Raw genomic sequence first — 25,374 nt, forward strand, 5'->3', positions numbered from 1 at the left:
TAAGGTTTTACTAGCTTCTTTATACCTATTTTTTTCAGAATAAAGGGACAACGACGAGGAGGAATAAAAATGAAGCGAAAGTATTGGTTAATGCTAATGACATTAGGTTTATTACTTAGTGTATTAGTTGCGTGTTCCGGTGGAGATAGCGAAAAGACTACCGGTTCAGATGATAGTAGTTCGGGGGAAGAAGCAGCAACTACTGAAGGAGAAAAGGTTCTAAGTTTTACGAATCCAGAGGTCATTCCAACAATGGATCCTTCGTTAGCAACAGACGAGTCTTCTTTTGTATATTTGGCTGCGACGATGGAGGGTTTATACCGTCTAGATGAAAATGCACAGCCAGTAGATGGAATTGCTACTGATCATGAAGTAAGTGATGATGGGCTTACATGGACGTTTACATTACGTGAGGATGCAGTGTGGTCAAATGGCGACCCGGTTACGGCACATGACTTTGTTTATGCATGGCAGCGCGCTGTTAATCCGGAAACAGGTTCTGAGTATGGTCCATATATGATGAATGGTGTGATTAAAAATGCAACAGCAGTAAGTTCTGGAGAAGCACCAGTTGAAGATTTAGGTGTAACTGCAAAAGATGATTATACACTTGTGGTAGAATTGGAAAATCCAACACCATATTTTGAGACATTAACAACCTTTGGAACATTCTTCCCATTAAATCAATCATTTGTAGAAGAGAAGGGAAGTAGTTTCGCAACAAGTTCGGACAATCTATTAGCAAATGGTCCGTATACTATTTCTAATTGGGAAAGTACAAGCAATTCCTGGGAGCTTGTAAAAAACGAGAATTATTGGGATGCTGAAACGGTACAAATGGATAAGATAACGTTTGAAGTAGTAAAAGATCCACAAACAGCTGTACGTTTATATGAAGAAGGTACAGTTGACCGTATCGATTTAACTTCTGACTTAGTTGACCAGTATGGTACAAATGAAGATTATGTCGTTTCTCCACAAACATTTGTGTATTTCTTGAAGTTTAATCAAGAAACAAGTGATGCTTTAGCAAATGAAAACATCCGTGCAGCAATTAGTAGAGCATTTAATAAAGAAGCATTAGTTAATGAAATTTTAAATAATGGCTCAATTGTCGCGAATGGATTAGTGCCAGCAGAATTTTCACCTATGCCTGAAACCGGGGAGGACTTCCGTGAAGTAAGTGGGGACCTTGTAACTTATGATCTGGAAGCTGCTCAGGAATATTGGGAAAAGGGCTTAGAGGAAATTGGTAAAGAAACAGTAGAATTAGAGTTCTTAGCTGATGATGATGAGACAACGAAAACACTTGTTGAATACATAGCTAATCAGCTTTCAACGAATTTAGAAGGGTTAACTGTAAAAATTAAGCAGGTTCCTAAAGAGCAACGACTTGACTTAGATACAAATATGGATTATGAATTACAACTTACTAGATGGGGTCCAGATTTCTTAGATCCATTAACATTCATGAATCTATGGATAACAGATGGTGGTAATAACTTAATGGGATATTCGAACCCGGAATATGATAAGTTAATAGAAGAAACGTCTACAACCTATGCAACAGATAATGCAGCGCGCTATGAGAATTTCCTAAAGGCAGAGAAAATCCTATTTGAAGATGCTGCTATAGCACCTGTATACCAAGCATCCCGTGCTCAATTGATTTCACCAAGAGTAGAAGGTGTATTTGTAAACCCATTTGGTGCAACATATGAATATAAATGGGCAGATGTTAGTAGCACCGAATAATAAATAATAAGCAAGTTTGAAAATGGCAGGGAAATGGATTTCCCTGCCATTTTTGTTGTTTTATGGCTGGTTGTTTTCGTTATGAAGATCAAATGGGAAATCTCCTTCCTACTAGCTATGTAGATTAAATCAAGATTTAAAAAGGAGAGAAACGCACTTTTTACGACGATGGAATAGTCATTCAGACCATTCCAGTAATCAAACATAATAAAGTATGAGCAGGATTATAAAAAGAGCTAAAAGGATAAGCGTTTGAAATTTCATCGCTTGGTAGAATCCTTCGTTTCGTTTTTCGGATGGGAGCGGCTTTTCCTTCCATTCCTCAAGGTAATCTTTTTTTGTCATAATACTGGTAAATCTACGAAACCCAAATGTTACCCCATCATAAAAACCGCCTCGTTTGGTGTATAAAAATAAGGTAATGATTAAATAAAGAAAACTAAAGTAAAACATGATATTAATTAAGTTTACGAACGTATATTCAAAAGAAAAAAGATAGAACAATGCGATGATTAGGATGGTTATTATTAAGTATATGTATTGTTTTTTCATTATAATTTCACCTTTTATAAATAGAATTATGCTTTTTTAATGGTGTGTTCTAAAGGTTGTTGTTTTAGGACGTAAAATAGATAGATAGAATGCCCAGTAACCAGACGAAGATAATTGGTGCATTAATACCGCTACGGAAATACACTACGCGGACCTTAGGGCGCTGCTGAACCTCCTCCGAGCTAACGCTCTCCAGAGTCTCCAGAGGCTGAAGCCGTTCCCTGAGTTACTGCGCATCATCCCTCTACTGCGAAACAAAAAATATGTAAGATCATCCTTCTTTAAAAAACTACTCCACATTATATCACAACATTCTTTACCCTAGATGGACTGACTTATTGGTAATTTTGTGTAAGGCATACATTATTAAGGTGGTTAAGGGGACACTAGACAGTGATGTGAAATGCGATAGCAGGGCATTACTGCTGTTATAAAATGGAGTTTTTTTAAGAGGAGGTCATCCGTTATGGATGTAAGGTGTAAAAAAATGGCATTTGTCTTAGGCTTACTAATTCTACTTTTAGTTGCATGTGGGGGAAATGATGGAGAACCGGTGCCAGGAGATGAAAACAATGGTGCGGAAGGAGGGAAAACACTAAGCTTTGTAAATGGGGATACGATACCTTCTATGGATCCCTCTATGGCTACGGATGAATATGGGTTTCAGTTTTTAGGGGCTACAATGGAAGGACTTTATCGATTAGATGAAAATGCTGAACCAGTAGAGGGAATAGCGATGGATCATGAGGTAAGTGATGATGGGCTAACATGGACATTCCAGTTGCGTGAGGATGCAAAATGGTCAAATGGCGATCCAGTGACAGCCCATGATTTTGTGTTTGCGTGGCAGCGAGCAGTAGATCCCAATACGGGTTCTGAATATGGTCCGTACATGATGGGAGGAGTTTTAAAGAATGCTACTGCTGTTAGTAAAGGGGACGTTCCGGTTGAAGAGTTAGGGGTAAGAGCCGAGAATGACTATACATTAGTAGTTGAATTAGAAAATCCAACACCATATTTTGAGTCACTTACGACATTTGGTACGTTCTTACCGTTAAACAAAGACTTTGTAGAAGAACAAGGGGATCAATTTGCAACAAGTACAGAGTCATTGCTGTTCAATGGTCCGTTTACATTAGAAAATTGGACAAGCACAGCGAATGAGTGGGATCTTGTTAAAAATAAAAACTACTGGGATGTGGAGACGGTGCAATTAGATAAAATTCATCATACCGTCGTTAAGGATCCAACAACTCAAGTAAGATTGTATGAAGAAGGTACGGTAGATCGTGCGGGTATTTCATCTGATTTGGTTGATCAATATCAAACACACGAGGATTATCAGGTTACCCCAGAAACATCCGTATTTTTCCTTAAGTTAAACCAAGAAGGAAATAAAGCATTAGCCAATAAAAACATTCGGGCTGCCATTAGTAGGGCGATTGATAAAGAGGCCTTGGTGAATGAAATTTTAAATAATGGATCCATTGTCGCTAATGGGCTAATTCCATCTGATTTTGTGAATGTACCTGAATCCAATAAAGATTTTAGAGAAGTGAATGGGGATTTAGTGACCTATGATCTTGAGGCAGCAAAAGAGTATTGGGAAAAAGGACTACAGGAGCTTGGAACAGACACCATAGAACTTGAATTGCTTGGCGGTGATACTGAAACATCTAAGGTAATGAATGAGTACCTTGCCAATCAATTATCAACCAATTTGCCCGGGCTTCAAGTTAATTTGAAAAATGTTCCTTTTGAACAACGTTTGGATTTAGATACAGCAATGGACTATGAAATTCAAGTTTCTGGATGGGGACCGGATTATCTTGATCCCAACACATTTTTAGATCTGTGGGTAACGGGTAGTGGAAACAATAAGATGGGTTATTCGAATAAAGAATACGATGCATTGATAGAAGAAGCGGCGACGGATTTAGCGAATGATAATGTAGCTCGCTATAAAAATTTTCTAGAAGCAGAAAAAATTCTATTTGAAGATGCAGCAATAGCGCCAATTTACCAAAGTGCAATGGCGCAGCTTGTGTCACCGAGAATAGAAGGGGTGTTCGTAAATCCATTTGGAGCAACCTATGAGTACAAATGGGCAAATGTAACCTCAGAATAATAGGGTAGAAGGGGGAGTACATTTTAACGTATTCCCCTTTTAAATCGTTAAAGAGAATGTTAAATTATTCACAAGTGATTTTGACGTAAAAATGTATAAGTGTATTTAAAGTAATAACGAAAATCGTCGAATAAATTAAGAAATTTGTCGATAAATGTAACATTTTAATAAATATTTTTACATTTTTTTAAAAAAGTATTTACATTATTCACAATCTCGGGATATAATTCATTATGATAACTTTCTATACAGATTTAATTTCTGAAGTTTTCAGAAAAAAATAACTACAGGGAGGACAGAAAAATGAGGCTTAAAAATTGGGCTTTGTTATTAGCTCTAGGGTTACTGTTAACTGTATTAGCTGCCTGTGGCGGTAGTGATACAGATGAATCGGCAGAATCGGCTGATGGAGATACAGAAGAAGCAACAGAAGGAGAAAGAGTCCTTAACTTTATTAATGGAGATACGATTCCAACAATGGATCCATCTATGGCAACAGACCAATACGGATTCCAATTTATTGGGGAAACGATGGAAGGTCTGTACCGTTTAGATAAAAATGCACAACCTGTGGAAGGTATTGCAGTGGATCATAAAGTAAGTGAGGATGGCCTAACTTGGACATTTAACTTACGCGAAGACGCAAAATGGTCAAATGGTGACCCTGTAACAGCACATGACTTTGTATATGCTTGGAGACGTGCGGTTGATCCAGCAACTGGCTCTGAGTATGGTCCATATATGATGGGCGGCGTTATTAAAAATGCAACAGCAGTAAATACAGGGGAAGTTCCGGTAGAGGAATTAGGTGTAACGGCAAAAGATGATTATACACTTGTAGTGGAACTTGAAAATCCAACTCCTTACTTTGAAACACTAACAACTTTCGGAACTTTCATGCCGTTAAATGAAGCGTTTGTTGAAGCACAGGGAGACGAATTTGCTACAAGTACAGAAACATTATTATTTAATGGTCCATTTACACTAGAAAACTGGACCAGTACTGCTAACGAATGGGATCTTGTAAAAAATGAAAACTATTGGGATGCGGAAACAGTACAGGTTGATCGTATCAACCATGTAGTTGTTAAAGACCCTACAACATCTGTGCGATTATATGAAGAGGGTACAGTGGACCGTGCTGATATTTCTTCTGATTTAGTAGACCAATATTCTACACATGAAGATTATCAAGTGAGACCACAAACAGCTGTATTTTACTTGAAAATGAATCAAACTAGAAATGAAGCTTTAGCAAATGAGAATATCCGTAAAGCAATCAGTATGGCATTTGATAAAGAAGCATTAGTAAATGAGATTTTAAACAATGGTTCTATCGTTGCAAATGGGTTAATTCCTTCTGACTTTGTTAACATGCCAGAATCTGGTGAAGATTTCCGTGAAGTTAGTGGTGACTTAGTAACCTACGATAAGGAAAAAGCTCTAGAGTACTGGGAAAAAGGTTTAGAGGAATTGGGAACAGACACAATAGAACTTGAATATCTTGGTGGAGATACCGAAACAGCGAAAGTAATGGATGAATACATTGCGAACCAATTAACATCCAATCTGCCAGGCCTAAAAATCAATCTTAAGAATGTTCCATTTGAACAACGTTTAGATCTAGATACAGCAATGGACTATGATATTCAAAATGCTGGATGGGGACCAGACTTCCTTGACCCATATACATTCTTAAGTCTATGGATTACGGACGGTGGAAACAACAAGATGGGCTATTCAAATGAAGAATATGATGCTTTATTAAAAGAAGCTCAAACGACTTTAGCACTAGATAATGCTGCACGTTATGAAAACTTCCTTGAAGCAGAGAAGATTCTATTAGAAGATGCAGCAATTGCGCCTATCTATCAAAAAGCCTATGCACAGCTTATTTCACCAAAAATAGAAGGTGTGTTTATGAACCCATTTGGTCATGAATATGAATATAAATGGGCACGTATTGCTGAATAATATATTGGGTTTAAAATTGTATAGTTAATACAAAAATAAACAAGAGAGTGTGCCAATAACATGCTCTCTTGTTCCATTTCGATTGAAAAATCGTACAATAATGAACATTTCTCACTTTTTGAATATAATTTTAAATCAACGGGAGGTGTGCGAGAATGGTTCGTTATATTTTACGACGGGTAATGTATATGCTGATTACCTTATTTATCATAGCAACATTATCGTTCTTCCTCATGAAAATGCTACCTGGTAGTCCGCTTAATGCAGAGGATAAATTGACGGAAGAACAAAAAGCAATTGTTTTAGAAAAATATGGGCTGAATGATCCAATACCAGTTCAATATGTGAACTATATTACTGGTTTAGTGGAGGGGGATTTAGGGATATCCTTTGCCTTCAGTAATACGCCGGTGACAGATATTTTGATGGATCGAATTGGACCATCCGCACAATTAGGTGCACAGGCGCTTATAATAGGGACAATACTCGGGGTTCTTTTGGGTCTTATAGCAGCAATATCTCATAATGGTTTTCTTGATTATACCTCAACTGTTATCGCTGTATTAGGTACATCCATCCCCAACTTTGTGTTTGCAGGTCTTCTTCAATATGTCTTTGCTGCGGAATTGGAATGGTTCCCTGTTGCACTGTGGGGAAGCTTTGAACACTCCATATTACCTACCATCGCATTAATGATTTTCCCAATGGCAACGGCTGCCCGTTTTGTGCGTACGGAAATGGTAGAGGTATTAGGGTCAAATTATATTACAACAGCACGTGCAAAAGGTGTAACGGAACCAGGAGTTGTTTTTAAACACGGGCTTAGAAACGCATTAATTCCATTAATTACGGTTATTGGACCAATGGCGGTTAGCTTAATGACTGGATCAATGGTTATCGAACAAATCTTTGCTATCCCTGGAATCGGGGAACAGTTTGTAAACTCTGTTTTGGTTAATGATTATCCAACAATTATGGGTACCACGCTGTTGTTTGCAGCATTATTCATTGGAATTATTTTAATAATTGACCTTCTGTATGGACTAATTGATCCAAGAATTAGAATTAGCGGAGGGAATAAATAATGGATACAAAAGATAACAACATACCAAAAGAACTTCTTGTCCCGATGAAGCAGAAAGAAGATACGAGTGAAGCGATCACTAGTCCGAGCAGAACATTCTTGCAGGATGCTAGAAGAACGTTCTTTAAAAATAAATTGGCCGTAGTAAGTATGCTTGCACTACTCTTTATCATAATCATGAGCTTTGTTGGGCCACTAATGAATGACCATGGACTAGATGAACAGGACCTATCCCGTGCAAAAATGCCAGCACGTATTCCTGTATTAGAAAATATATCCTGGTTAGGATTTAGCGGTGTTTTAAGTGATACATTCAAAGGAGATACGGTTGAACAAGCAACAACTAATGCAATTGCAAGGTATGATAATGCCGAGGAATTTATCGATATCAAAGTGTTAAATGAAGGGGACGGAAGCAGAAACTCTGCGGAAGTAAAGGCTACTTATCATATATATGAAGCAAAAGATATGGGTGACCAATATTTTTGGTTAGGTACCGATACACTAGGACGTGATCAATGGACAAGGCTTTGGGATGGTACGAAGGTATCATTACTTATTGCGTTCATTGCAGCGATTATTGGTCTAGTAATCGGTGTTGCTTATGGTGGTATTGCTGGTTATTATGGCGGTAAAGTGGACGATGTACTAATGCGTATTCTTGAGGTACTTATTGGTATACCGAACCTTGTTATTATTCTATTGATGATGCTTGTGTTAGAGCCAGGTATCACCTCCATTGTTATAGCATTGACAATAACAGGTTGGACGGGGATGGCCCGTATTGTTCGTGGAGAAGTCATGAAATTAAAGAACCAAGAATATGTACTAGCGGCTAGAACACTTGGTCAGTCGAACTGGAAGGTAATTACAAAGCATTTATTGCCTAACATTAGTGGGATTATCATAATTAATACCATGTTTACTATTCCTGATGCGATTTTCTTTGAAGCATTCTTAAGCTTTATTGGTCTAGGGATTACTCCACCAGACGCATCACTTGGTACGTTGATTAACACTGGTTTTGACAATATTATGCTTTATCCATATATGCTCGTATTCCCGGCTATTCTGATTTCGGTTATTATGATTGCATTTAACCTAATCGGTGATGGATTACGTGATGCATTTGATCCGAAAATGCATAAATAATAAAGGTAGGTGTCTTTAAATGAGTAAATTATTAGAAGTAAAAGATTTAGCTGTTTCATTTAACACCTACAATGGTGAGGTGCAAGCTGTCCGTGGTGTTAGCTTTGATTTGGACAAAGGAGAAACATTAGCGATTGTTGGGGAATCAGGTTCTGGTAAATCTGTAACAACAAGTGCGCTAATGGGGCTTGTACCCAAACCACAAGGTGTTATTAAATCTGGGGAAATTCTTCTTGAAGGAGAGGACTTAGTTAAAAAGTCAAATAAGGAAATGCAGAAAATCCGTGGGAAGGATATTTCTATGGTGTTTCAGGACCCAATGACTTCCTTAAATCCAACGATGAAGGTTGGGAATCAAATTATAGAGGGGCTAATTAAACATCAAAACATGAACCGCAGTGAGGCTAAGAAAAAAGCTATTGAATTGCTTGATCAGGTAGGAATTCCTCATCCAGAAATTAGAATTAATCAATACCCACATCAATTTTCAGGTGGGATGCGTCAGCGTGTTGTTATCGCGATTGCATTAGCATGTAATCCGAAAGTGCTAATTGCGGATGAGCCAACAACTGCACTTGATGTAACCATTCAAGCACAGATTTTAGAGTTGATGAAAACCATTCAGAAGGAAACCAATAGTGCGATTGTGTTTATCACGCATGACCTTGGCGTGGTGGCTAATGTCGCTGACCGTGTTGCCGTGATGTATGCTGGTAAAGTTGTGGAATATGGTACGGTTGACGACATATTCTACAATCCGAAACACCCATATACTTGGGGATTACTTGGATCCATGCCAACATTAGATAGCGAGGATGAGGAACTGTATGCTATTCCTGGGAGCCCGCCAAACATGTTGAATCCACCTAAAGGAGATGCCTTTGCACCTAGAAATAAGTTCGCATTGGAAATTGATGCAGTCATGGAGCCTCCGATGTTTCAAGTGTCTGATACGCATTATGCAGCAACATGGCTACTTCATGAAGATGCACCAAAAATAGAACCTCCAGAATCTGTTAAGAAACGTATGGAAGGATTTGCAAGAACTGGGGGTGACAAGTAATGGCGGAGGACAAAATTCTAGAAGTTAAAAATCTTCAAAAGCACTTTAGGGTAGGCAGAAATAAAACGGTAAAAGCAGTGGATGGCGTTACGTTTGATATTTACCGTGGAGAAACGTTCGGTCTTGTTGGTGAATCTGGTAGTGGGAAATCAACAACCGGAAGAACCATTATCCGCCTTTACGATGCAACAGGCGGAGAGGTTAAGTTTAATAATGAAGATGTCCATGGAAAGAAATCAAAGGAAGAATTATTAAAGTTCAACCGTAAAATGCAAATGATTTTCCAAGACCCCTCCTCATCTCTTAATCCACGTATGACGGTTATGGACATTATAGCGGAAGGATTGGATATCCATAACTTAGTAAAAAATGAGAAAGAACGTAAAGAACGTGTTGAAGAATTATTAGAAGTAGTTGGATTAAATAAAGAGCATGCAAGTAGATTCCCACATGAATTTAGTGGTGGACAACGTCAGCGTATTGGTATAGCTCGTGCCTTGGCTGTAGAACCAGACCTTATTATTGCAGATGAGCCAATTTCAGCATTAGATGTGTCGATTCAAGCGCAAGTCGTTAACTTGTTGAAAAAGCTTCAAAAGGAACGTGGCCTAACCTATTTATTTATTGCCCATGATTTATCCATGGTGAAATACATTAGTGACCGAATTGGTGTGATGTATTTAGGTAATCTGGTGGAGTTAGCGGATAGTGATGAATTGTATAATAATCCAATTCATCCATACACAAAATCGTTGTTAACAGCTATTCCACTTCCTGACCCGGAATATGAGCGGAATCGTAAACGTGTTCCGTATGATCCGAGTGTACACGACACAAGTGAGGTACCAGAGTTTAGGGAGATTAGGCCTAGACACTGGGTACGCTGTACGAAGAAGGAATTTGAACAATATAAAAAAGAACTTGAGAATGAATAAAAAATCTCCTTGTTACCTTTCACGGTAGCGAGGGATTTTTTTTCTAGGTCAACCACCCCTTTCTGTAGGGTTCTTTTTAGTAAACTTGTACCCATTGATCGAATTTCATGTATTTTGTTATTTAACAATGATTCGTGAATGATGAATTGTTTGACAACAGGTCCTGTATTATAATAAAATATTGAACAGAAGTATGAGAAAAAAAGGGGGATATGAAATGAGAAAGAAGACACTTTTTACCTTTGTAATGCTTTTCGTTTTAGCGATGGTCTTAGTTGCCTGTGGAGGCGGGACAGACACTGGAAATGAAGACGGTAGTTCGAATGGAGGGGGAGAAGCTCCTGAATTCTTGAGCATGTTAACCGGCGGAACAAGTGGTACGTATTACCCATTGGGTGGGGAAATGGCAAGTATTATTACAGATGAAACAGGAATTCAAACGGATGCGATTTCTTCCAATGCTTCCGCGGATAATGTAGTTTCTTTACAAGAAGGGGAAGCGGAATTAGCATTTGTTCAAACGGATGTTATTGCAAACGCTGTAGAAGGTGTTAATGCATTTGATGGTAACCCAGTGGATAATGTATTAGCGTTAGGTTCATTATATCCAGAAACGATTCAAATTGTTACAACAGCGGATTCAGGGATTGAGTCTGTGGAAGATTTAAAAGGAAAAACCGTTTCTGTAGGTGCACCAGGATCTGGAACTTACATTAATGCAGAGCAAATCCTTGAAGTTCATGGATTATCCATTGAAGATGATATTGAAGCACAGAACCTAGACTTTGGTGAATCTACTGGTGGAATTCAAGATGGTAACATCGATGCTGCATTTATTACAGCCGGAACTCCTACTGGTGCGGTAGAAGGATTAGGAGCTACTACAGATGTAAGTATCGTTCCAATTGCCGAGGAAAAAATTAATGAGCTTGTGGAACAATATCCTTATTATGCTGCAGATACCATTACTGCTGGAACGTATGGACTGGAAGAGGATGTAACAACAGTTGCCGTTCTTGCCATGCTTGCTGTAACGGATTCATTATCTGAAGATGCTGTTTACGATATTACAAAAGCAATTTACGATAATACGGATGCTATTTCCCATGCTAAAGGGGAATTTATTACGAAGGATTCTGCCTTGGACGGTATTGGAATTGACTTGCATCCAGGAGCAGAAAAGTACTTCCAAGAAGAAGGACTACTTGAATAGAACATAGAATAAGGCCGGCTGTTAAACCTATTGTTCATAGGCTTAAGCTGCCGGCTACTTTTTTAAGTCTTTATAACCTTCATGTATGGATTCAAAAAGAAGGATGACAGAATCATCCGCTCAGGTCACATTTTGCCGGATTTTGAATATACCCTTAACGTATTACATATATAGTCTATCAATAACTCATTCGCATATACCCTAGAAACGAATGCATTTTTCAAATTATCCCTCTGGTTATATAATAGTAGGATACGAATAGGTGGACTGAATATGAAATTAAAGAAATTATTACTTTCCTTTATCATTCTGCTCCTTTTACTCATCGGTTTGTTTGTTCCCTTTCGTACTGCTTTAGTCTTTTATAAAGAGAATACAGATTATATTGAAGCATTTTTGCCCATTCAAAAGGGAGACACCTTCCAAATTATTTTTAAACATTCTATTCACTTAAAAGATGTGGTTGAAAAATATAAAGTTACAGATGATTTACAAATAAAACAATATGAATTTGTCTATGAGGAATTCGGAATTGGAATGCCTAGTAATGCACAAGAAGGAGAGTCTTTTGTATATGAAGATGGGAAATATCATATAAGAGATATAGATCGAATATTTCCATTCATTAATGTTCGAAATGGTAAGACCGTATCAAAAAATCGATTAGTTTGGGGAACAGAGGATTCAGAAGAAGAGCATATGGTTTGGTTTAATGAGTACTTCAAGCCAGGTGCATGGTTTACGATTAAAGTGGAGAGGATTTCACTTTGGGAATACTTGAAAGGAGTGAAAATACATGACTGATCAAAATAAAAAAGTTGAGTTAACGGAAGAAGAACAGCAAAAACTATTAGAAAAATATGATGCAGAATCCAATACGAGGAAGTTGACTGGTTTTGCGGGATGGCTTGTATTTCTTACATTAATTGCATTTTCTTTATTTCAATTATATACGGGGGCATTCGGTGCCTATACAGCATATATTCAACGAACCATACACTTAGGGTTTGCTTTATCTCTCATATTTTTATTATTTCCAGCTAAAAGAGGGACAAATAGAAATAGAGTACCATGGTATGATTGGATTTTAGTTATTTTATCCGTTGTCGTGTCGAGTTATTGGCCTTTATTCTATGAAACGTTAGTACAGCAAATTGGTGGGATTAACCAAGCACAGATGATTATTGGTTTAATTGCTATTTTACTTGTCTTAGAGGCTACTAGACGAGCAGTTGGTCTACCTATTATCATTATTGCAATTGTTTTCTTGCTTTATGCTTATTTTGGCCGACAAATGCCGGGAATGTTAGCCCATCGTGGACTTAGTTTAGAACAATTAGTTGATTCTATGTTCTTTACGACAGAAGGTATTTTGGGTACACCGTTACAGGTTTCCTCCACATATATCTTTCTATTTTTACTATTTGGAGCGTTTTTAGTACAGACTGGTGTTGGTTTGTATTTCAATGATTTGGCTTTAGCTATTGCGGGTCGCCGTGTTGGTGGACCGGCGAAGGTAGCAATATTCTCAAGTGCATTGAACGGAACCATCTCCGGGAGCTCTGTTGCCAACACAGTAACCACTGGTTCATATACGATTCCAATGATGAAAAAGTTAGGGTATAGGCCAAACTTCGCAGGTGCTGTTGAGGCTGCTTCTTCCACAGGTGGTCAAATTATGCCTCCGATCATGGGTGCAGCAGCATTCTTGATGATTGAATTTGCAGGTGTACCGTATTGGGATATCGCTAAGGCAGCGGTTATACCAGCAATTCTATATTTCTCTGGTATTTGGATTATGACACACTTTGAAGCGAAAAGGGTTGGACTTGTTGGACTAGCAAAAGAGGAAATACCGAATAAAAAGGAAGTATTTAAAAAGCTATATCTACTACTACCAATTCTGGCAATTGTTTATTTCCTTTTTGATGGATATAGTATTGAAAGAACTGCTATATATGGAATTCTTATTACCATAGGTGTTAGCTTACTTCGTAAAGACACAAATATATTCATTGAGAATGGCAAATTTACATTAAGGAAGCTAATTACGGCACTTACGGATGGTGCTCGTACTGCATTAGGTGTAGCAGCAGCAACTGCATGTGCTGGTATTATTGTAGGTGTTGTAACGAAGACGGGATTAGGTCTAAAGCTTGGTAATGGATTAGTAGATATGGCAGCAGCTATCACTAGTACACCATTAGCGCTTTTATTATTGACACTTTTCTTTACCATGGTAACCTCTATTATTTTAGGTATGGGTTCACCTACAACAGCTAACTATATTATTACATCAACGATTGCTTTACCTGCTATTATGGCGTTGGTTGATCAATATCAATTTGCGATTCCGGTATTAGCAGCTCATATGTTTGTATTTTACTTCGGAATTGTTGCGGATATCACACCGCCTGTTGCGTTGGCTGCATTTGCAGCAACAGGTATATCGGGTGGTGAGCCGATACGAACTGGTTTTAATGCATCGAAATTGGCGATTGCAGCATTTATCATTCCATACATGTTTATCCTTGAACCACAATTATTAATGATTGATGTAACAACAGGTGGAATGATTTGGTTACTCCTAACGGCCATTACAGGTATGATTGCTATTGGTGCTGGCTTAATTGGCTTCTGGTATCGAAAACTACATTGGGTAGAACGTATCGTTACAGTTGTTACTGGTTTACTACTCATTTATCCTGAAGGTAACACGGATATATATGGACTCGTTCTATTTATTGCTATGTTAGTTGTTCAATTTATGACTAGGAATCGAGCAAAAGGTCAAAAACAAAAAGTGGCTGGTGGAGAAGCTTAATAGATTAATAATGTCAATGAATATTGGATGGCCAGGATATTTCCTGGTCATTTTTTTACTGTTTTCCAATCTTTAATTACATATACTTCAATGAGTCACTAAAAATCTGGCAGTCTATTAATATGCTTTTAGAAAAGGATTTAGCTATGGGTCTATGCTAAAATAGATGTCAGAATAAATTAGAAAAGGCTGGTTTTATAAATGAAAAAACAGCATGATTTTACACAGGGAAATATAGTTAGGCAACTTATTGTATTTTCCGGACCAATCATGTTAGCAAATCTTTTGCAGACGTCTTATCAGTTTATTGATAGTCTTTGGGTTGGGAATTTATTAGGGGCAAATGCTTTGGGTGCTGTTGCTGTTTCAAGTACGATTATATTTACTGTATTATCATTTGTCATTGGACTAAATAATGCTGCACTCACGATACTTTCTCAACAAAAAGGGCGTGATAATAAGGAAGGTTTAACGCGCTACTTAAATGCATTTGTTGTTATTTTAACAACGATATCTATATTACTAGGGCTTATTGGATATTTCTTTGCGGAAGGTTTTTTACATCTACTAGGTACACCTGAAAGTATGATGGATGAGGCTATAAGTTATTTGCGAATTAACTTTCTGGGAATTCTCTTCCTTTTCGGTTATAACTTTATTAGTACGGTGCTTCGTGCCTTAGGAGATAGTAAAACTCCCATGCATTTTGTTACGCTTGCCGTATTACTTAACATTGTACTTGATCCATTATTTATATCTACTTTTAATTGGAAAGTAGAGGGGGCAGCATTAGCTACGGTTGTCTCTCAGGGGAGTGCATTTTTGTATGGAATTATTTATGTTCTTTCTAAAAAACTTGCGCCATTTACAATGCCGACATTACCAGCTTGGAAAGAAGTTCGTCTAATCTTAAATTTGGGGATTCCATCTGGGCTGCAAATGGCTGTGATTTCAGCTGGCTCTGCCGCCATTATGAGTGTTGTAACTACATTTGGTGCAGGAGTTGTGGCTGGCTTTAGTGCAGCGCAACGTTTAGATAGTTTATTACTCTTGCCAGCCCACGCACTTAGCACAGCTGTTGGTAGTATGGCCGGACAAAATATTGGAGTGAAAAACTGGTCACGCGTAAGCAGTATAGTGAAGTATGGTGTTTTGTATAATTTAACCATCATGGGGTTAGTGGCCATTTTAGTTGTGTTTCTTGCCCAATATGGTGTACAGCTGTTTATTCGTGAAGAAGAAGCTGTTCAGTTTGGTACCATGTATTTGCAAATCATTGCCCTTTGCTACCCATTTCTCGGAATCAACTTTGTCTTAAATGGGATTGTAAGAGCCGCTGGTGCGATGTATCAAGTGCTTGCTCTGAATATCATTTCCTTTTGGGTCTTACGTTTCCCGTTAACGGCATTATTCGCCAATCTGTTTGGGGAAATGGGTATTGCAATTGGAATGGGATCGAGCTTTATTGTAAGTAGTTGTATTGCATTCCTATATTTCCGGTTTGGTAAATGGCGTGAAAAGGAGTTATTCGTCAAAAATCGATAATATGTGCATAGGGCTGTTGATATCTTATGGATATTTTCCAAGGATTGGGGATAAGTGAATAAAGTTGTGGATAAAATTGTTTATAATGGGGGATATTTCCACAAGGATTTAGTGCTTAGGTAGATGTTTTATAGATTTAATGATCAGTAGATGTACGGTAAGTATTGATTTGGCGGTAATTAATATGTGGATAAGGGTTAGGATATATCCTTCTAGTTGCCCTCTTAAAATAATAGAATTAATAATATGATATGTTGATAATTAGATAGATATCCACAATTAATTCACAACCTGTGTATTTCTCTGATTGATTCTAATCTTATTGCTTTTCAAACGATTATACGTTGTGTTAAAAATCAATATCTATTAATAGATTTATCGCAGGTTAAGGGGCAGTAATATCCTCCACCTTAAAAATGAGGATGGGGGATGAAAGAAACCCACCACTGATTGAAGATTCACTTTATATTATCAAGATAGGTGATTTAAATTGAAGAAACAAACGAAAAAAGCAATCTATCAAATTATGCTTATCATTATTTTATTTTTTACAGTGTTTATCGTTATTTCTATCTTATCATTCATAGATCATAGTCCAAGAGAGTCAACTTCAAATTATCCACAAATATCAGATGAGGTTCGGCAATATAGGCCACTTGTGGATAAATATGCAAAGAAATATGGAGTAGCTAATTATGTGGATGTCCTATTAGCAATGATGATGCAAGAATCATCTGGTAGGGGAAAGGACCCAATGCAGGCTTCTGAAAGCTATTGTGGACAGATTGGATGCATAGATAATCCGGAGTTATCTATTAAACAAGGAGTCTATTATTTTAGTGAAGTTTTAAAAGATGCCGAGGGTGATCTGGAATTAGCCATTCAATCCTATAATTTTGGTAGAGGATTTATTGATTACGTATTAAGTGAATCCGGACATTATACAGAAGATATTGCAATTGACTTTTCCCAAGAAATGTATAAAAGGGCGCCAGATAAGACAATTTATACCTGTCTAAGGGAAGAAGCAAAAAAATATAATGCTTGTTATGGTGACATCTATTACGTGAGATCGGTTATGGCCTATAAAGAGGGATTAGCCTTAGAATAATGAAGCTGTTAAAATATGGGTAAAGGCTATAAGTGTCTGGGTAATGGAAATCATTCTGCCTACACGTATAGCTTTTAAGAAAATATAGTTTTTTTCTAATAAAAAGGAGGAAATGGAAATGACAAAAGCAATACATACTGAAAATGCCCCAGCTGCAATTGGACCTTATTCACAAGCTATTCAAGCGGGAGACTTTGTTTATGTTTCAGGGCAAATCCCGATTGACCCAGCTACAGGAGAAGTAGTAGAAGGAATTGAAAAGCAAACTGAACAGGTATTAAAAAATCTTCAGGCTATTTTAGCGGAAGTTGGTACGGATTTTTCTAAAGTAGTGAAGTTCACGATTTATATTGCAAACATGGATGACTTCGGTACAATTAATGAAATTTATGGAGGGTTTTTATCCGAGCCATATCCTGCGCGTGCGACTGTAGAGGTAAGTCGATTACCAAAAGATGTACAAGTTGAGATGGATGTTGTTGCGTACGTGAAATAAGCGAGTAAAAAGAGGGGGAAGTGCATGATGGATAACTTTATTTATCAAAACCCAACAAAGTTAATTTTTGGAAAAGGGCAATTGGATCGTTTGCCTAAGGAAGTGGAAAAATACGGTAGAAAAGTACTTATAGTATATGGCGGCGGAAGCATCAAGAAGAATGGCATCTATGATAATGTGTTGAACATGTTAAAGGAAATAGATGCTAATGTTTTTGAACTTCCTGGAGTAGAACCGAATCCCCGTATTTCTACGGTTCGAAAAGGAGTAGAAATTTGTAAATCAGAGGGGATTGAATTTATTTTAGCAGTCGGTGGTGGAAGTACGATCGATTGTACGAAGGCTATCGCTGTTGGTGCCAAAACAGATGTAGATATGTGGGATGTTGTAACCAAAAAGGAAAGAGCTTCTGACGGCTTGCCTTTTGGTACGGTATTAACACTTGCGGCTACGGGGTCAGAAATGAATGGTGGATCCGTCATTACGAATTGGGAAACAAATGAAAAGCATGGGTGGGGAGCAGCTCCATACACCTTCCCGAAATTCTCTATCCTTGACCCTGAACACACCATGACTGTGCCACGTAATCAAACGGTATACGGTATTGTGGATTCCATGTCACATGTGTTAGAGCATTATTTCCATCAAACATCAAATACACCGATTCAGGATAGATTTTGTGAAGGCATCTTAACAACTGTGATGGAAACAGCACCCAAGCTACTTGAGAATCCAAATAATTATGAATATCGTGAAACGGTTATGTTGGCAAGTACATTAGCATTGAATAATATGCTAAACATGGGATATCGTGGAGATTGGGCAACTCATAATATCGAGCACGCTGTCTCTGCTGTTCATGACATTCCACATGGGGGAGGATTAGCAATTATATTCCCACATTGGATGAGACATGTATTAGATGACGAGAATTCCGCCCGTTTTAAACAGCTGGCGGTTCGTGTCTTTGGTCTAGACCCTTCTGGAAAATCGGATAAAGAGGTAGCGCTTGAGGGAATTGACAAACTAAGTGAATTCTGGACATCTATTGGCGCTCCATCTAGATTAGCTGATTATGAAATAGATGAATCGACAGTTGAGTTAATGGCTGAAAAAACCGTTATTGCAAGACCTCAATACGGAAACTTCAAAAAGTTAGATAAACAAGACTCGATAGCCATTTTGAAAGCTAGTTTATAATTCATTGATAATGGCAAGATTCGACAATATTTCCTGGGGAATATCCGAATGTTGTCACATAAAAATAGACTGGGACATAACTAAGTATTTAACTCAAAAGACGAACAACGCACTACTTAGCCAAGTATATTTACGGAGCGTTTTTTATCCACCAATCGTGTTCGGCTTTTGCTTAGAGAAAATACTTTTGTCCCAGTCTCTTTACATATTATATTCCCTAACTTAATACGATAATGATTGCGTTAAATACCAAAATCAACTTTCCTAATGCGAATGTCTAGATCTTGCTGATGATACAGATTGGCTGTGTTTTGGTGAATACTCATATTTATACCAGATTACTAGAAGAATAACCCCTCCAAGAATAAGAAGGATACTTGTAGTAACGAATACGGTTGAGAATCCGTACATAGCTGCGAGCAAACCACCAAGTGCCGGCCCGATAATGTTTCCAAGGAAGCGTAAGCTCGTATTGTAACCTATCACTTCTCCTTGCATAGAAAGTGGTGCTGCGGTTCGGATATATGCCATTCGAACAGGAATAATACCACCAATGGACATACCAAGTAAGAATCGCAGAACAACCAATTGCCATATATTGGATACAAATGCGCCTGGTAAATAGACAATACCAGCAGCAAATAATAGAATAATTAATATTTTCGTGTGACCAACTTGGTCTCCTAATTTACCCCAGTTTCTGGACATGAGTAAATTTCCTAACCCGGCAGCAGAAAAGGCTAATCCGGCATAGAAAGCAACATTTACTGGTCCATGTATTTCGGCTACGAACAAGGATAGAATCGGTTGAATACTAAAGTGTGCTACTTGTACGAGTGTTGATAATAATAGAACAATAAGAAGAACCGGGCTTTTTAAGATGTGTAAGATTACTTGTTTACTAGAATATGTTTGGTAGTCCGATGCATCGTTAGATAGTTTCAGCTTAACCTCTTTCGTTCCAAACATAACTAAGAATGCTGAAACAAAGATGGTTAGGGAAATCCATTTAAATGTGTTAGCATATCCGAATGTATCTGCTAGAATTCCTCCAAGCATCGGTCCCATTAATGCTCCGGTAATATTTCCAGTTTGCAAGGTACCTAGAACCTTACCTGCCACCTGCTTTGGAGTCTGTGTTGAGATAAAGGCCTGAGACATAGGAATAAATCCAGTTACAACTCCCATAAATAGACGCAATAAAAAAAGCTGCCATACAGTTGAGACAAACCCCATTAGAAAAACGGATAGTCCAATACCGATTGCAGAGAAAATTAGAATATACCTTCTTCCATATTTATCGCCGATTCTTCCCCATATAGGAGAAAAGAGAAATGCAGTGACAAAGGTTATCGCAAAGGTTAATCCTGACCAAGTTTGCACGTAAGAATCAGAAAAATCCCCCAGTGTTTCAATATACAGGGAGAGGAATGGGATGACCATTGTCATACTTCCGGCAATAAAAAAATTAGCAAACCACATGATTGCTAAGTTCCGTTTGACCAATAAGTCCGTATTAGTAATTGTATATACCTTCTTTCAATAATTTTTATTCCACTTCCTAGAATGATAAATTAAGTAGGAAGTCTTCCGTTTATTACGTCTTAACTAGTTTCATTTTATTTCAGTTACCTTAACTATACGCTATTCGAACTAAATTTGAAAGCTCTCTGCTCATATGTTAAATGTTTGTAAAGGAAGGTAATAATGTGCACAAGCAATAAAAAGCAGTATAATAAATTTATGGAAATTGCTGAGTGATATGATAATGAATCATCTTGTTCTAATAGGAAGGAGACTTTTAATGAGATATAACATGAAGCGAATTCTTTGTATATTGACTTTGACTATTTTAATCTTTGGGCTTATCCTACCAAGTCATGCCTCACATGCTGCAACGAATACAGAAAGCATCAATGAAAAGCTGGGACCGCCAATTGTTGTGTATGGTGGAACTTTATCGGAAGCACAGCGAGAAGAGGTTAGAGAGTTATTAGAAGTGACGAACATGGAAAATGTGATTGAATATGATGTGACAGGGGAAGATATAGCTAACTATATTAATGGGGATATTCATTCTAATATGTATTCTTCCGCTAAAATTGTGAGGCAAGAGGAAGGAACTGGATTAAATATAAATATTGTGACACCCGAAAACATAACAGAGGTAACGAGTGATATGTATGCGAATGCATTATTAACGGCTGGTGTTGAGAATGCAACAGTTGATGTAGCATCTCCTGTACGTGTGAGTGGCCACTCTGCCTTAACTGGGATTTATAAAGCATATGATGCAGAAGGGGAAGAGCTTGATAAGGAACGAATGGAATTAGCAAATGAGGAGCTAGATGTTGCTACAGACCTAGTTAATGAAGATAAAGGAATAACACAGGAAAAGGTTAGTCAATTGTTGACGGAAATTAAACAAACGATTGCGGAACAAAATCCAGCAACCAGGGAAGATGTGGAGCAAATTGTTAGTGAACAATTGGAAAATGTCGGTATATCACTTAGTGAAGCAGATCGGCAAATGCTGATCGATTTATTTGATAAGATGCGAAATTTAGATATTGATTTTAATGCGGTGAAAAGTCAATTAGAGGACATCGCCTCAACTATAACTGAAAAGGCGGAGGAATTAGGATTAGACCAAAACTTTTGGGAAAAAGTGGCCGCCTTCTTTAGTCAGCTATTTGGGGCTTTGAGCGAATTTCTAGGAGGACTCGTTAACGAATAAAACAATCTTAAAAGGACTCTATGCTTGCAGAGTCCTTTTTAAGTATGCTGGAGTTGAGAGAAGATGATGACGAAGCAGACAAACCCACAAGCATGGGCAATTGCCCTTTTTACAATAGGTGTATTTATGGCTGGATTAGATAATGGAATCATAAGTACAGCGTTAACTACGATAAATGAATCCTATCAAGTTTCTCCAACATGGGGAGCATGGACTGTAACGCTTTACACACTTGGTCTGGCTATTAGTACACCAATCATTGGAAAACTATCAGACCGTTACGGTAGAAAACGACTATTTATCATGGAAATCACGCTTTTTGGATTAGGATCTGTCCTTGTTGCTCTCAGTCCAAATTTTATCATGTTATTGGTAGCAAGGTTTATCCAAGCAATTGGTGGTGGAGGAATATTTATAATCGGAAGTTCCCATATACTTTCCACCTTGCCTAAGCAAAAACAAGGTAAGGCATTGGGTATGTTAGGCGGAATGCATGGACTTTCTGCTGTAATTGGCCCTAATTTAGGAGCTGTCATTCTTAGTTTTACTGGTGCATGGCAATGGATGTTTTTGATCAATGTGCCGATTGCCATCTTTCTTATTGTATTTGGTTTAAGAAAATTAGAGGAATCCAAACCAGGAACAGAAGCAAACTTAGATGTGATAGGGGCTACGCTGTTATCCATTAGTATTCTAACGATGATGTATGGAATCACTCAAGTAGCTATTCCATTCCTTTTTGTTGCAATTATCGTATTTATTGTATTTGTAATCCATGAAAAACGAATAGAACAGAACGAAGGAGATCCCATTTTATCCTTTTCACTATTAACAAAAGGAAAATTCATAATGACACTAGTGCTTGGTTTTTTGTCTGGTGGATTTCTGGCAGGAATTATTTTTATTCCTTCCTTCGTGGAAAATGCCCTAGGTGTTCCGGTTGAATATGCAGGTTATTGGGTGACTCCATTAGCCTTAGCCTCGGGAATTGGTGCTGGATTGGGAGGAGCTATGACCGATAAATTAGGACCACTACGAGCCATTGCTAGTTCTGGAGTGATTGGGATTATTGGTTTCACATGGTTCGCCGTATTTGTTGAAGGTTTTACAAGCTTTTTATTGGCAAGTATCCTTGCAGGTGTAGGGTTAGGGATATTACTTGGTGCCCCATTAAATATGCTTGCCGGGGAAAGTGCAAAGGAATCCGAACAGGGAACAGCGATTGGTACCCTGTCACTAGCCAGACAAATTGGACTGACCATTTTCCCTGCATTATTTGCTGTATTTATGGCAACATCAGGTACAGTTGTTCGATCAGGTTACAATCAAATGTTTATTACAGCCGCAATCTTAGCTCTAATTGTATTTATTATTGGATTCGTCATGTCGGTACGATTAAGGGTTAGGGGATAGCTGGTTAAAAGAATTGAGTTTGACTGATCGCCAATCCATTTTAAAAGTATGTTTTCTAAAGTGAATCTTCAATCTGGGGGCTTTTTGCATTCCCCACTTAACATAACTCATTTTTGAGGGGTATTACTGACCTGCAATAAAACAGAAAATGGTTGTAAAAATAGGAGGGAATTTTCAAGATGACTCAATCCAAGCAAGATCCACGAATTCTTCGTACCCGCAAGTTAATTATGGATTCTTTTATTGAACTATCCGGTAAAAAGGAATTTAAGGATATTACCGTTAAGGATATTACAACAGAGGCTATGATAAACCGGGCTACATTCTATTATCATTTCGCGGATATATATGATCTATTGGAAAAAGTATTATCTGAAGTATTATTGATTAATTTGAACGGTCATAACTATCAGGAAAGTAGCCTTAATGAGGAATCCATTATTCGTATTTTTACGGCCATTACAAACTTTCAAGAGTCCCTATCCAATCGCTGTCATAGAGGATACGAAGACACGATTGCTCGTATTATAAGGGAACAGCTTGAAATTATTTTTTATAAAATGTTGTTAAAACAAGGTAAAACGGATGAAGATGAAGCCTTAAAAGTGACAGCTGTCATACTAAGTTGGGGAATTTATGGGGCCTCTGTGGAATGGAGAAGAAATAGAAAAGAGATAGAGCCGAAAGAATTTATCCAATCAGCTATTCCTTATATATTTTCTGGGATTCAATAAAGTGAATCTCAATCAGTGGGGGTTTTCTTTCATCCCCCACTTAAAATGATTCGTTTCTTCCATTTTTGAGGTGGATTACTTACGATAAATGTCGAAAAGTAATTCAAGGCATCGATTAAAAATCCTTATCAGGAAATTAGAATTTTAAAACTATCGTAATAGAATAGTATGTTACTAGTACTAATGTATCATTTTTATTACAGATGTTACAAGATTGGTAGGTTAAGTAATGCTTGTAATGGATTCTTAACTAGCCTGTTACTGTTTTCCCTAGAATCCTATGATAGTATTATCCATAGAATTCGAAGGAGGAATTGATATGAGAAAGCTAGTAACAGTGTTAGCCACAGGTCTAATTCTAGCATTAACATCTGTAACTACTGTTTCCGCAGAGGAATATGAAATTAAAAAAGGGGATACCCTTTGGGATATTGCAAATGAACATAATACAACTGTTGATAGTTTAATAGATATAAATGATTTAAAAACAACTTTGATCCATCCGAAACAAATCCTATTATTACATGAAGAATATACGGTTCAAAAAGGGGATACTTTAATTAGTATTGCCGATAAATACGATGTATCAGTAGAGGATTTAAAGAAATGGAATAATTTAGATTCTGATATCATTGTAATTGGACAAGACTTAGAAATTAAAGGTGTAACGGAAGAGGATTCAGAGGAGAAAGACCAATTCGCATCAGTCCAAACAAAAGAAGAAGATAAAGCAGAAAAAGCAGAAAAAGCATCAAAAGATGAGCCAAGCGGAAAGAAAATGACTGTAACAGCAACGGCATACACAGCTAACTGTGAGGGTTGTACAGGAATTACTTATACAGGTGTAGATTTAAACAAAAATCCAGATGCAAAAGTTATTGCAGTGGATCCGGATGTTATCCCATTAGGTTCTGAAGTATATGTGGAAGGCTATGGATACGCAACAGCAGCCGATATTGGAAGTGCCATTCAGGGTTCAAGAATCGATTTATTTATTCCTGAGTTAAGTGATGCAAAGGAATATGGGGTAAAAGATGTAGAAATAACTATTGTGAATGAAGCATAGAAACAAAGAAGGAATACAGCCACTTATAGGCTTGTATTCCTTCTTTTTGTATAGTAGTTATCCGTAAAGTAATATTTCCATTTCAAAGGTGTAGAATAGCGGTCCCTAAAAAGCTCGATACATATAACAATATCAGTGGGAAAAGGATTTTTCACTGATGTAGATCCCTTTATCTTCTATCATGTTTAGAAGCTAATTTCAGTGGAAATATTATTATCTTCAATAATCTTTACTGGATCATCTGTTGTTTTTACTACTCCAACAGTACCAACTGTTAGGATAAGCATAACAAATAATGCAAATAAAACTTTCTTCATTCTTGATGCCCTCCATCAAAAGTTACTAACAACAGTATAATAAAAATAACGAGAAATCACCACATGGAAATCCTT

At 37.5% G+C, this 25,374-nt stretch carries 21 protein-coding genes; 18 read left to right on the forward strand and 3 right to left on the reverse strand.

Annotation, left to right across the window (positions count from 1 at the left end; translation table 11 throughout):
* Nucleotides 1–69: 69 nt before the first annotated feature.
* Nucleotides 70–1,755: a peptide ABC transporter substrate-binding protein gene (locus tag CAO17_RS18000; RefSeq protein ID WP_085993941.1), complete on the forward strand. Its 1,686-nt coding sequence runs from the start codon at nt 70–72 to the stop codon at nt 1,753–1,755.
* A gap of 198 nt (nt 1,756–1,953) precedes the next feature.
* Here the strand turns inward: CAO17_RS18000 and CAO17_RS18005 are convergent, their stop codons facing one another.
* Entirely contained in the window at nt 1,954–2,307 is a 354-nt protein-coding gene (locus tag CAO17_RS18005) for a DUF3899 domain-containing protein (protein ID WP_085993942.1), read from the reverse strand.
* Nucleotides 2,308–2,773: 466 nt separating this feature from the next.
* Here CAO17_RS18005 and CAO17_RS18010 point away from each other — a divergent pair, with 466 nt between their 5' ends.
* The 13 genes from CAO17_RS18010 (at nt 2,774) to CAO17_RS18070 (ending at nt 19,032) form a co-directional block, all read left to right on the forward strand.
* Nucleotides 2,774–4,435 (forward strand): peptide ABC transporter substrate-binding protein, encoded by a 1,662-nt coding sequence (locus CAO17_RS18010; protein WP_085993943.1) that lies wholly within the window; start codon nt 2,774–2,776, stop codon nt 4,433–4,435.
* Between the two features lie 303 nt (nt 4,436–4,738).
* Complete coding sequence (locus tag CAO17_RS18015; RefSeq protein ID WP_085993944.1) at nt 4,739–6,409, forward strand: peptide ABC transporter substrate-binding protein; 1,671 nt, start codon at nt 4,739–4,741, stop codon at nt 6,407–6,409.
* Nucleotides 6,410–6,564: 155 nt separating this feature from the next.
* On the forward strand, nt 6,565–7,494 hold the full coding sequence (gene opp3b, locus CAO17_RS18020; protein WP_085993945.1) for an oligopeptide ABC transporter permease: 930 nt from the start codon (nt 6,565–6,567) through the stop codon (nt 7,492–7,494).
* Nucleotides 7,494–8,645, forward strand: coding sequence for an oligopeptide ABC transporter permease (gene opp3C / locus CAO17_RS18025; protein ID WP_085993946.1), 1,152 nt, complete (start codon nt 7,494–7,496; stop codon nt 8,643–8,645). The genes opp3b and opp3C overlap by 1 nt, the downstream gene beginning before the upstream one ends.
* 19 nt (nt 8,646–8,664) lie before the next feature.
* On the forward strand, nt 8,665–9,708 hold the full coding sequence (locus CAO17_RS18030; protein WP_085993947.1) for an ABC transporter ATP-binding protein: 1,044 nt from the start codon (nt 8,665–8,667) through the stop codon (nt 9,706–9,708).
* Nucleotides 9,708–10,643 carry an ABC transporter ATP-binding protein gene (locus tag CAO17_RS18035; RefSeq protein WP_085993948.1) on the forward strand — a complete coding sequence of 312 codons (936 nt, stop codon included), beginning with the start codon at nt 9,708–9,710 and terminating at the stop codon, nt 10,641–10,643. Before CAO17_RS18030 ends, CAO17_RS18035 begins: the two co-directional genes overlap by 1 nt.
* A gap of 217 nt (nt 10,644–10,860) precedes the next feature.
* Nucleotides 10,861–11,856 carry a TAXI family TRAP transporter solute-binding subunit gene (locus CAO17_RS18040; RefSeq protein WP_085993949.1) on the forward strand — a complete coding sequence of 332 codons (996 nt, stop codon included), beginning with the start codon at nt 10,861–10,863 and terminating at the stop codon, nt 11,854–11,856.
* A gap of 273 nt (nt 11,857–12,129) precedes the next feature.
* Nucleotides 12,130–12,660 (forward strand): DUF1850 domain-containing protein, encoded by a 531-nt coding sequence (locus CAO17_RS18045; RefSeq protein WP_085993950.1) that lies wholly within the window; start codon nt 12,130–12,132, stop codon nt 12,658–12,660.
* The gene (locus CAO17_RS18050; RefSeq protein WP_085993951.1) at nt 12,653–14,680 is read left to right on the forward strand and encodes a TRAP transporter permease; all 2,028 of its coding nucleotides are present in this window, start codon (nt 12,653–12,655) and stop codon (nt 14,678–14,680) included. Before CAO17_RS18045 ends, CAO17_RS18050 begins: the two co-directional genes overlap by 8 nt.
* 201 nt (nt 14,681–14,881) lie before the next feature.
* Nucleotides 14,882–16,225 carry an MATE family efflux transporter gene (locus CAO17_RS18055; protein ID WP_085993952.1) on the forward strand — a complete coding sequence of 448 codons (1,344 nt, stop codon included), beginning with the start codon at nt 14,882–14,884 and terminating at the stop codon, nt 16,223–16,225.
* A 490-nt stretch (nt 16,226–16,715) separates the two neighbouring features.
* Complete coding sequence (locus tag CAO17_RS18060) at nt 16,716–17,336, forward strand: lysozyme family protein (protein ID WP_245831868.1); 621 nt, start codon at nt 16,716–16,718, stop codon at nt 17,334–17,336.
* A gap of 118 nt (nt 17,337–17,454) precedes the next feature.
* Nucleotides 17,455–17,832 carry a RidA family protein gene (locus CAO17_RS18065; RefSeq protein ID WP_085993953.1) on the forward strand — a complete coding sequence of 126 codons (378 nt, stop codon included), beginning with the start codon at nt 17,455–17,457 and terminating at the stop codon, nt 17,830–17,832.
* A gap of 27 nt (nt 17,833–17,859) precedes the next feature.
* The gene (locus CAO17_RS18070; protein ID WP_085994562.1) at nt 17,860–19,032 is read left to right on the forward strand and encodes an iron-containing alcohol dehydrogenase; all 1,173 of its coding nucleotides are present in this window, start codon (nt 17,860–17,862) and stop codon (nt 19,030–19,032) included.
* Between the two features lie 264 nt (nt 19,033–19,296).
* Here the strand turns inward: CAO17_RS18070 and CAO17_RS18075 are convergent, their stop codons facing one another.
* A complete protein-coding gene (locus CAO17_RS18075) occupies nt 19,297–20,514 on the reverse strand; it encodes an MFS transporter (RefSeq protein ID WP_085994564.1) in 1,218 nt (405 codons plus the stop codon).
* A 322-nt stretch (nt 20,515–20,836) separates the two neighbouring features.
* Between CAO17_RS18075 and CAO17_RS18080 the strand changes: the two genes are divergently transcribed.
* The 4 genes from CAO17_RS18080 (at nt 20,837) to CAO17_RS18095 (ending at nt 24,982) form a co-directional block, all read left to right on the forward strand.
* The gene (locus tag CAO17_RS18080) at nt 20,837–21,769 is read left to right on the forward strand and encodes a DUF1002 domain-containing protein (RefSeq protein ID WP_085993954.1); all 933 of its coding nucleotides are present in this window, start codon (nt 20,837–20,839) and stop codon (nt 21,767–21,769) included.
* Nucleotides 21,770–21,832: 63 nt separating this feature from the next.
* On the forward strand, nt 21,833–23,182 hold the full coding sequence (locus CAO17_RS18085; RefSeq protein WP_245831869.1) for an MFS transporter: 1,350 nt from the start codon (nt 21,833–21,835) through the stop codon (nt 23,180–23,182).
* Nucleotides 23,183–23,361: 179 nt separating this feature from the next.
* Entirely contained in the window at nt 23,362–23,916 is a 555-nt protein-coding gene (locus CAO17_RS18090; RefSeq protein WP_085993955.1) for a TetR/AcrR family transcriptional regulator, read from the forward strand.
* Nucleotides 23,917–24,235: 319 nt separating this feature from the next.
* Nucleotides 24,236–24,982 carry a 3D domain-containing protein gene (locus CAO17_RS18095; RefSeq protein WP_085993956.1) on the forward strand — a complete coding sequence of 249 codons (747 nt, stop codon included), beginning with the start codon at nt 24,236–24,238 and terminating at the stop codon, nt 24,980–24,982.
* Nucleotides 24,983–25,167: 185 nt separating this feature from the next.
* On the opposite strand, the gene CAO17_RS21970 is transcribed toward CAO17_RS18095, so the two are convergent.
* Entirely contained in the window at nt 25,168–25,299 is a 132-nt protein-coding gene (locus tag CAO17_RS21970) for a hypothetical protein (protein ID WP_281252946.1), read from the reverse strand.
* Nucleotides 25,300–25,374 lie beyond the last annotated feature (75 nt).

Source organism: Oceanobacillus senegalensis, assembly GCF_900176885.1.
Lineage (GTDB): Bacteria > Bacillota > Bacilli > Bacillales > Amphibacillaceae > Oceanobacillus > Oceanobacillus senegalensis.

What these genes read in the sequence shown, in the direction of transcription:
- CAO17_RS18000 (WP_085993941.1), top strand. Translation starts at nt 70, where the DNA reads ATGAAGCGAAAGTATTGGTTAATGCTAATGACATTAGGTTTATTACTT.
- CAO17_RS18005 (WP_085993942.1), bottom strand. Translation starts at nt 2,307, where the DNA reads ATGAAAAAACAATACATATACTTAATAATAACCATCCTAATCATCGCA.
- CAO17_RS18010 (WP_085993943.1), top strand. Translation starts at nt 2,774, where the DNA reads ATGGATGTAAGGTGTAAAAAAATGGCATTTGTCTTAGGCTTACTAATT.
- CAO17_RS18015 (WP_085993944.1), top strand. Translation starts at nt 4,739, where the DNA reads ATGAGGCTTAAAAATTGGGCTTTGTTATTAGCTCTAGGGTTACTGTTA.
- opp3b (WP_085993945.1), top strand. Translation starts at nt 6,565, where the DNA reads ATGGTTCGTTATATTTTACGACGGGTAATGTATATGCTGATTACCTTA.
- opp3C (WP_085993946.1), top strand. Translation starts at nt 7,494, where the DNA reads ATGGATACAAAAGATAACAACATACCAAAAGAACTTCTTGTCCCGATG.
- CAO17_RS18030 (WP_085993947.1), top strand. Translation starts at nt 8,665, where the DNA reads ATGAGTAAATTATTAGAAGTAAAAGATTTAGCTGTTTCATTTAACACC.
- CAO17_RS18035 (WP_085993948.1), top strand. Translation starts at nt 9,708, where the DNA reads ATGGCGGAGGACAAAATTCTAGAAGTTAAAAATCTTCAAAAGCACTTT.
- CAO17_RS18040 (WP_085993949.1), top strand. Translation starts at nt 10,861, where the DNA reads ATGAGAAAGAAGACACTTTTTACCTTTGTAATGCTTTTCGTTTTAGCG.
- CAO17_RS18045 (WP_085993950.1), top strand. Translation starts at nt 12,130, where the DNA reads ATGAAATTAAAGAAATTATTACTTTCCTTTATCATTCTGCTCCTTTTA.
- CAO17_RS18050 (WP_085993951.1), top strand. Translation starts at nt 12,653, where the DNA reads ATGACTGATCAAAATAAAAAAGTTGAGTTAACGGAAGAAGAACAGCAA.
- CAO17_RS18055 (WP_085993952.1), top strand. Translation starts at nt 14,882, where the DNA reads ATGAAAAAACAGCATGATTTTACACAGGGAAATATAGTTAGGCAACTT.
- CAO17_RS18065 (WP_085993953.1), top strand. Translation starts at nt 17,455, where the DNA reads ATGACAAAAGCAATACATACTGAAAATGCCCCAGCTGCAATTGGACCT.
- CAO17_RS18070 (WP_085994562.1), top strand. Translation starts at nt 17,860, where the DNA reads ATGGATAACTTTATTTATCAAAACCCAACAAAGTTAATTTTTGGAAAA.
- CAO17_RS18075 (WP_085994564.1), bottom strand. Translation starts at nt 20,514, where the DNA reads ATGTGGTTTGCTAATTTTTTTATTGCCGGAAGTATGACAATGGTCATC.
- CAO17_RS18080 (WP_085993954.1), top strand. Translation starts at nt 20,837, where the DNA reads ATGAGATATAACATGAAGCGAATTCTTTGTATATTGACTTTGACTATT.
- CAO17_RS18085 (WP_245831869.1), top strand. Translation starts at nt 21,833, where the DNA reads ATGATGACGAAGCAGACAAACCCACAAGCATGGGCAATTGCCCTTTTT.
- CAO17_RS18090 (WP_085993955.1), top strand. Translation starts at nt 23,362, where the DNA reads ATGACTCAATCCAAGCAAGATCCACGAATTCTTCGTACCCGCAAGTTA.
- CAO17_RS18095 (WP_085993956.1), top strand. Translation starts at nt 24,236, where the DNA reads ATGAGAAAGCTAGTAACAGTGTTAGCCACAGGTCTAATTCTAGCATTA.
- CAO17_RS21970 (WP_281252946.1), bottom strand. Translation starts at nt 25,299, where the DNA reads ATGAAGAAAGTTTTATTTGCATTATTTGTTATGCTTATCCTAACAGTT.